Source organism: Deferrisoma sp. (assembly GCF_054681715.1).
The window spans coordinates 1-7,013 of the sequence record NZ_BAAHFQ010000144.1 but is presented as its reverse complement, the minus strand read 5'-3'; the positions used below and the strand labels follow the sequence as shown (position 1 = coordinate 7,013).

The 7,013-nt window shown below is 74.1% G+C and carries 8 protein-coding genes and 2 pseudogenes; 9 read left to right on the top strand and 1 reads right to left on the bottom strand.

Going from position 1 to position 7,013, the window contains the following annotated elements; translation table 11 throughout:
- From ACY0I8_RS14805 to ACY0I8_RS14765, 9 genes and pseudogenes are all read left to right on the top strand, one after another.
- Positions 1–217 (top strand): annotated as a pseudogene (locus ACY0I8_RS14805) (hypothetical protein); the annotation flags it as partial.
- The gene (gene cbiE, locus ACY0I8_RS14800) at positions 214–1,410 is read left to right on the top strand and encodes a precorrin-6y C5,15-methyltransferase (decarboxylating) subunit CbiE (protein ID WP_461395356.1); all 1,197 of its coding nucleotides are present in this window, start codon (positions 214–216) and stop codon (positions 1,408–1,410) included. The pseudogene ACY0I8_RS14805 and the gene cbiE, both read left to right, overlap by 4 nt.
- A gap of 238 nt (positions 1,411–1,648) precedes the next feature.
- Entirely contained in the window at positions 1,649–2,518 is an 870-nt protein-coding gene (gene cobM, locus ACY0I8_RS14795; protein WP_461395355.1) for a precorrin-4 C(11)-methyltransferase, read from the top strand.
- Positions 2,519–2,550: 32 nt separating this feature from the next.
- Positions 2,551–3,642, top strand: a complete 1,092-nt coding sequence (locus ACY0I8_RS14790) for a cobalt-precorrin 5A hydrolase (protein WP_461395354.1) — start codon at positions 2,551–2,553, stop codon at positions 3,640–3,642.
- Position 3,643: 1 nt separating this feature from the next.
- Positions 3,644–4,378 (top strand): precorrin-3B C(17)-methyltransferase, encoded by a 735-nt coding sequence (cobJ, locus tag ACY0I8_RS14785; protein ID WP_461395353.1) that lies wholly within the window; start codon positions 3,644–3,646, stop codon positions 4,376–4,378.
- Positions 4,379–4,499: 121 nt separating this feature from the next.
- Complete coding sequence (locus ACY0I8_RS14780; protein ID WP_459940156.1) at positions 4,500–4,778, top strand: ACT domain-containing protein; 279 nt, start codon at positions 4,500–4,502, stop codon at positions 4,776–4,778.
- Positions 4,779–4,970: 192 nt separating this feature from the next.
- Positions 4,971–6,335: a PFL family protein gene (locus ACY0I8_RS14775; RefSeq protein WP_459940157.1), complete on the top strand. Its 1,365-nt coding sequence runs from the start codon at positions 4,971–4,973 to the stop codon at positions 6,333–6,335.
- 34 nt (positions 6,336–6,369) lie between these two features.
- Positions 6,370–6,591: a hypothetical protein gene (locus ACY0I8_RS14770; RefSeq protein WP_459940158.1), complete on the top strand. Its 222-nt coding sequence runs from the start codon at positions 6,370–6,372 to the stop codon at positions 6,589–6,591.
- A 40-nt stretch (positions 6,592–6,631) separates the two neighbouring features.
- Positions 6,632–6,787, top strand: coding sequence for a hypothetical protein (locus ACY0I8_RS14765; RefSeq protein ID WP_459940159.1), 156 nt, complete (start codon positions 6,632–6,634; stop codon positions 6,785–6,787).
- Here ACY0I8_RS14765 and ACY0I8_RS14760 read toward each other — a convergent pair.
- A pseudogene (locus ACY0I8_RS14760) lies at positions 6,755–7,013 on the bottom strand (hypothetical protein); the annotation flags it as partial. The gene ACY0I8_RS14765 and the pseudogene ACY0I8_RS14760 overlap by 33 nt on opposite strands.

The window sequence follows — 7,013 nt, the reverse complement described above, 5'->3', positions numbered from 1 at the left end:
CGGCTTTCCCCCCGAGCGGGTGGAGGCCGCCCGCTGGGCCAACACGGCCCGGGAGGTGTTCGAGGGGCTTTTGACCGGGGGCGACCGGGGGGTGTTCCGGGCGCTCTGCCGGCGGGTGGCCGCCCGGGCCGCCGAGCGGGTGGGGGGGCGGGTGCCGGTGGAGGCGGTGCTCTTCGGGTACGACAAGGCCGTGCTGGCCCGGGAGTCGGCGCCGTGAGGGTGCTCGTGGCCGGGGTGGAGCCCGGGGCCCGGGCGCTTCCCTCGGATCTCGCCGAGCGGGTCCGGGGGGCCGACCTCCTGGCCGGGGCCCGGCGGCACCTGGCCCTGGTGCCCGGGTTCGCCGGGGAACTCCTCCCCTTCGAGGAGCACCGGGTCTCCGACGTGGCGGCCCGGGTCGCGGCCGAGCCGGGCAAACGAGCGGCGATCCTGGCCTCGGGGGATCCCGGGTTCTTCGGGGTGGCGGCCCTGGTGCTCCGGCGGGTGCCGGCCGAAGAGGTGGAGATCGTGCCGGCCGTGTCCTCGATGCAGCTCGCCTTCGCCCGGGCCCGGGAGCCCTGGAGCGACGCCCGGTTCGTGAGCCTCCACGGCCGGCCCCTGGAGAACCTGGCCCCCGTGCTGGGCGCCCGGCGGATCGGGGTGTTCACCGACGCCGGGAACTCCCCGGCCCGGATCGCCGGGTTCCTGGAGGACGCCGGCTGGGACGACTACGAGATGGTGGTGGCCGAGGACCTGGGGCTTGACTCCGAGCGGGTCCGCCGGGGGCCGGTCGCCGGGTTCCGGGACTGGACCGGCTCGGATCTGAACGTGGTGCTCCTCCTCCGGGAGGGGCCGGACCCCCGGCCCCTGGGACCGGGGGTCCCCGACGGGGCGTTCGCCCACGACCGGGGCCTCATCACGAAGCGGGAGGTGCGGGCCGTGGCCCTGGGCCTCCTGGGGCTTCCGGCCGAGGGCGTGCTCTGGGACGTGGGCGCGGGGTCGGGGTCGGTGGCGGTGGAGGCGTGCCTCTTGCGGCCCGGGCTTCGGGTCTTCGCGGTGGAGAAGACGGCGGAGGGCGTCGGGCACATTCGGGCGAACCGCCGGGCGTTTCGGGTGGCGAATCTCACCCCCGTGGCCGGGGAGGCGCCGGACGCCCTCCGGGATCTGCCCGACCCCGACCGGGTGTTCGTGGGCGGGAGCGGGGGCCGGCTCCGGGAGGTGCTCGACGCGGCCTGGGCCCGGCTCCGGCCCGGGGGCGCGGTGGTGGTGGCGGCCGTGCTCCTCGAGACCCTGGCCGAGGCCCTGGGCTGGGCGAGGGGGCAGGGCCTCGAGCCCGAGGTCACCGAGGTGCGGGCCAGCCGTTCCCGCCTCGTGGCCGGCCGGCACCGCCTGGTGCCCGAGAACCCGGTGTTTTTGGTAAGGCTAGAAGGCTAGGAGGCTGGGAGGCTGGAAGCGAAAACCTTTTGGACACAGATCGACACGGATTTTCTGTTTGGAGTGTAGGGGCGATTCGTGGTGTGCGCTTGCCCAACCCTCCGGCCGCCAGCGAACCGAACACCAAAAGCCGACGACCGGCGACCGAAGTTGCTGGGAGGATATGTTCAGCCTCCCAGCTTTCTGGCTTTCCAGCTTTCAAGCGGGCCGAAGGCCCCGGACCGACGACCGACGACCGATGACCGACGACCGACGACCGACGACCGACGACCGAAATCTTTCCGCCGTGGGGCCGGGGGAGGTGGTGTTCGTGGGGGCCGGGCCTGGCGATCCCAAGCTCCTCACCGTGGCGGGCCGGGAGGCGGTGGAGGCGGCCGACGTGATCCTTTACGCCGGAAGCCTCGTGAACCCCGAGATCCTCTCGTGGGCCCGGCCGGAGGCGGAGATCCACGACACGGCCGGCATGAACCTCGAGGAGACGACCCGTGTCTGCCTCGGGGCGGCCCGGGCCGGCCGGCGGGTGGTGCGGCTCCACACGGGGGATCCCTCCCTCTACGGGGCCATCCAGGAGCAGATGGCGCCCCTCGAGGCCGCCGGGGTCCCGTGCCGGGTGATCCCCGGGGTGAGTTCGGCCTTCGCCTCGGCCGCGGCGCTCGCCACCCAGCTCACCCTGCCCGGGGTAAGCCAGACCGTGGTGTTCACCCGGCTCGGCGGCCGCACCCCGGTGCCCGAGGCCGAGTCCCTCGACCGCCTCGCGGCCACCGGCGCCACCCTGTGCGTGTTCCTGTCGGTCGACCGGATCGAGGAGGTGGTGGCCGCCTGCCTCCGGGGCGGCCGGCCCCCCGACACCCCGGCCGCCGTGGTCCACCGGGCCTCCTGGCCCGACGAGGTCTGGGTCACCGGCACGCTCTCGGACATCGCGGAGAAGGTGCGGGAGGCCGGGTTCCGGCGCCAGGCCATGATCCTGGTGGGTGAGGCCCTGCGGCCCCGGCTCCAGGGCTGGGACGGGTTCCCCCGGTCGAAGCTCTACGATCCGGGGTTTCGGCACGGCTACCGGTGTCGGGGGTCAGAGGACAGGGGACAGAAGACGGGAGGAAAGGACCCCTGACCGGGCATCATCCTCCGAGCAAAGGACCCGGAATGCCCACACCGGTTCACGCGGACTCCCTCCACGCCGTGGCCCTCACCCGGGCCGGGGCCCACACGGCCCGGAGGCTCGCGGCGGCCTTCCCCGGGTGCCGGGCCTGGGTGCCCGAGCGGTTCGCCCAACCGGGCGACGAACCCCTCCGGGAGCCCGTGGCCGACCTCCTGGCCCGGTTGTGGGGCGGGGCACAGGGGTTTTTCCTCGTCATGGCGGCCGGGATCGCCGTGCGGGCCGTCGCGCCGCTCCTGCGGGACAAGGCCCGGGATCCGGCCGTGGTGGTGTTCGACCCGAAGGGCCGGTTCGCGGTGCCGATCCTCTCGGGCCACCTGGGCGGCGGGAACGATCTCGCCCGCCGGGCCGCCGAGGCGCTCGGGGGCACCCCGGTCGTCACCACGGCCACCGACGCCCTGGGAAGGCCCGCGGTGGAGGTGTGGGCCCGGGACCGGGGGTACGCCTGGGAGCCCCGGGAGGGCCTGGTGGCCGCGAACGCGGCGCTGGCCAACCATGAGCCCGTCGGGGCCTGGGCCGACCCGGAGGCCGGGGGGCTGGGCCTTCTCGAGGGGCTCGCCGAGCACCTGGATCTCGCCACCGAGGACGAGGCCGAGGCCCGCCGGTTCGGGGGGTGCCTCCTGGCCGTGACGCCCCGGCTCCGGCCGGACCTGCCGGCCGCGCTGTGGCTTCGGCCCCGGTGCCTCGTGCTTGGTGTCGGGTGCCGCCGGGCCGCCGACCCCGAAGCCGTCACCGCGGGGGTGCGCGAAGCCCTGGCCAAGGCGGGGTGGAGCGAGGGGAGCGTGGCCGCGGTGGCCACGGTGGACGCCAAGGCCGACGAACCGGCCCTTCACCGGCTCGCCGGGGCCCTCGGCGCCGATCTCCGGATTTTTCCGGCCGACGCCCTGGCGGCCGTGGCGGTGCCCACCCCGTCGGAGCGGGTCCGGGAGGCCGTGGGCACCCCCAGCGTGGCCGAGGCCGCGGCCCTGGCGGCCGCCCCGGGGGGCCGGCTCGTCATGCCCAAGGGCAAGGGATCGAACTGGACGCTGGCCGTGGCCCTGTGCCCCGCCGCGCCCCCCACCCCATCGCAGGAGCCCTGATATGTTGTTCGTCGTCGGCATCGGCCCCGGGGGGCGGGACCACATGACCCTGCGGTCGCTCGAGGCGATCGGGTCGGCCGAAGTGATCGTGGGGTACACGAGATACGTGGAGCTCCTAGGCGACCTCGCGGCCGGCAAGGAGGTGGTGGCCACCGGCATGACCCGGGAGACCGAACGGTGCCGGGCCGCGGTGGACCGGGCCCTGGCGGGCCGGCGGGTGGCCGTGGTCTGCACGGGCGATCCCGGCGTGTACGCCATGGCCGGGCTCGTGCTCGAACTCCTGGAGCGGCTCGACCCGGAAGGGACCGTGCCGGTGGAGATCGTGCCCGGGGTCACGGCGGTGAGCGCCGCGGCGAGCCTCCTCGGCGCCCCCCTCATGACCGACTTCGCCGTGGTGAGCCTCTCGGACCTCCTGACCCCCTGGGAGGCGATCGAACGGCGCCTCGAGGCGGCCGCGGCGGCCGACTTTGTGGTGGCGCTCTACAACCCCCGGAGCCGGAAGCGGGTGCGCCACCTGGACCGGGCCTGCGAGATCCTCGCCGCCCACCGGCCGGCCGACACCCCGGCCGGCATCGTGCGCCACGCCCTGCGGCCGGGCCAGGAGGTGACCCTCACCACCCTGGCCGAGGTGCCGCGGTGCGAGGTGGACATGATGAGCGTGGTGATCGTGGGGAACCGCTCGACCCGCCGCTGGCGCGACTGGCTCATCACCCCCCGGGGGTACGAACTCGAATAGGAGACCTGACCGCCCCCGGGAGGGTCGCCCCTGGAAGATCTCACGTGACATGACGCCGGGAACACAAGCGGCCCAGCCTCCTGGCTTCCCAGCGTCCCAGCCTCTGTCAGGAGAACCCCCGATGGCCCGAAAGATCGTGGTGACCGTGATCGGCAAGGACCAGGTGGGCATCGTGGCCAAGGTGGCCACCGTCCTGGCCGATGCCGTGGTGAACATTGAGGACATCAACCAGAAGATCCTGGGCGGCGACATCTTCGCCATGACGATGCTCGCCGACATGGCGCGAAGCCCCCTGAAGCTGCCGGAGCTCACGGCGGCCCTCGAAAAGGCCCTCGAGGGCATGGGCCTCAAGGTCATGGTCCAGGACGCCGAGGTCTTTCGCTACATGCACCGGGTCTAGGGGAGCCAGGGGCCAGAGGACGGAATCCCAAGGACAGGGTGTGGGGCAGCCCGTCGCCGGCGGCCACGGGCTGACCCAGGCCCAGCGGGCGGTGCCGCCGGCGCGTCCTATGCGCCGGAATCAAGCGGTGTTCGGCCTCCCAGCCTCCCAGCTTCCTAGCTTCCCAGCTTTCCAACCTCCAAAGGACCGAGCATGCGCTTCTCGAGTGAAGAGATCCTGGAAACCGTCGGCATGATCGCCGAGGACCGGCTGGACGTGCGCACGGTGACCCTCGGCATCTCCCTGTGGGACTGCGCCGACCCCGACCCCGGGGCTTGCGGCCGCAAGGTGGCCGAGAAGATCCGCGCCCGGGCCGGCCGCCTCCGGGAGGTGGCCTCGGAGATCGAGGCCGAGTTCGGCGTGCCCATCGTGAACACCCGGGTGAGCCTCACCCCCCTTGCCTTGGTCGTGCCCCGCACCGAGCCCGAGGCGTTCGCCGAGGTGGCCCGGGCGGTGGACGAGGCCGGGGCCGACGTGGGCGTGAACTTCGTGGGCGGGTTCTCGGCCCTGGTCCAGAAGGGGGCCACCGAGGTGGACCGGGCCCTGATCGGGGCGATCCCCCGGGTGCTCGCGGACACCGAGCGGCTGTGCTCCTCGGTGGTGGTGGCGAGCACCCGCACGGGCATCAACATGGACGCCTGCCTCGAGATGGGCCGGGTCATCCGGGAGACGGCCGAACGAACGGCCGACCGGGACGGGATCGGGTGCGCCAAGCTCGTGGTGTTCGCAAACCCCGTGGAGGACAACCCCTTCATGGCCGGCGCGTTCCTGGGGCCCGGGGAGCCCGAGGCCACGGTGCTCGTGGGGGTGAGCGGCCCCGGGGCCGTGCGCCGGGCCCTGGAGGGGCTGGACCCCGGGGCCGACCTCGGGGAGGTGGCCGAGACGATCAAGAAGACCGCGTTCAAGATCACCCGCATGGGGGAACTCGTGGGCCGCGAGGTGGCCCGGCGGCTCGGGGCCCGGTTCGGGATCCTGGATCTTTCCCTCGCCCCCACCCCGGCCGAGGGCGACAGCGTGGCCCGGATCCTCGAGGTGATGGGGCTCGGCCGGGCCGGGGCCCCGGGATCCACCGCGGCCGTCATGATGCTCAACGACGCCGTGAAAAAGGGCGGCATGTTCGCCTCGTCGTCGGTGGGGGGCCTTTCGGGGGCGTTCATCCCGGTGAGCGAGGACGCCGGCATGATCCAGGCGGCCGAGGAGGGCGTGCTCACCCTGGAGAAGCTCGAGGCCATGACGGCGGTATGCTCGGTGGGCCTCGACATGGTCGCGGTGCCCGGCGACACCCCGGCCGAAACCCTGGCCGCGATCCTGGCCGACGAGATGGCGATCGGGGTCGCCAACGGAAAGACCACGGCGGTGCGGATCATCCCGGCCCCGGGGAAGAAGGCGGGCGACCGGGTGCGGTTCGGGGGGCTTCTGGGCGAGGCCCCGGTCATGCCGGTGAACCCCACCCCGTGCGCGGGGTTCGTGCGGCGGGGCGGCCGGATCCCGGCCCCGGTCCAGGCGTTCCGGAACTGAGGGCGCGGGCCGTGGCCCCCGGAGGATCCGTCCCATGAGCCCCCTGCGCTGGGCCCTCTACGCGCTCGCCGGGGTGGCGTTCGCCGCCTGCCTGTGGTTCGGGGTGGAGGCGGGCCGGTTCGTGGCCCGGTCCGAGGCCGTCACGGCCACGGTGGAGGGCCGGCAGAAGGTGGGGCTTCGCACCGGGGAGATCGCCCTTGCGTTCCCGGGCCCGGAGGGGGCCGAACGCAGGGGGAAGCTCCGGGGGTACTGCTAACGACCCGGCCCACGCCCCGGGGGCCGAGGTGCCGGTCCGGGTGGCGGGCGACGACGTGCGGCCGGCGGCCTGGGAGGATCTGGCCATCCCGCCTCTGGTGGCCGGGTTGCTGGGCGGGGTGTTCCTCTGGCTCGCCGCCCTGGCGGGCCGGGGGCCCCGGGCCTCAGGGGGCGCCGCCGAAAAGCCAGAGGAGTAGGGCCACCGCGAACCCCTGCACCACCCAGGCCACCAGGCAAACCCCGGCCGCCCGGGCGGTGCTCTTGTAGTCCAGGGCCTGGCGCACGGCCACCACCATGGCCGCGATGGTCCACACCCCGGCCACGAGGTGGGCGATCCACTGGAGGGGGCCGATCACCCCGACCACCCGCACGATGCCGGGCGCCGCCGCGAACCCCACGGTGCGAAGGAGTTCCCCGTGGTCG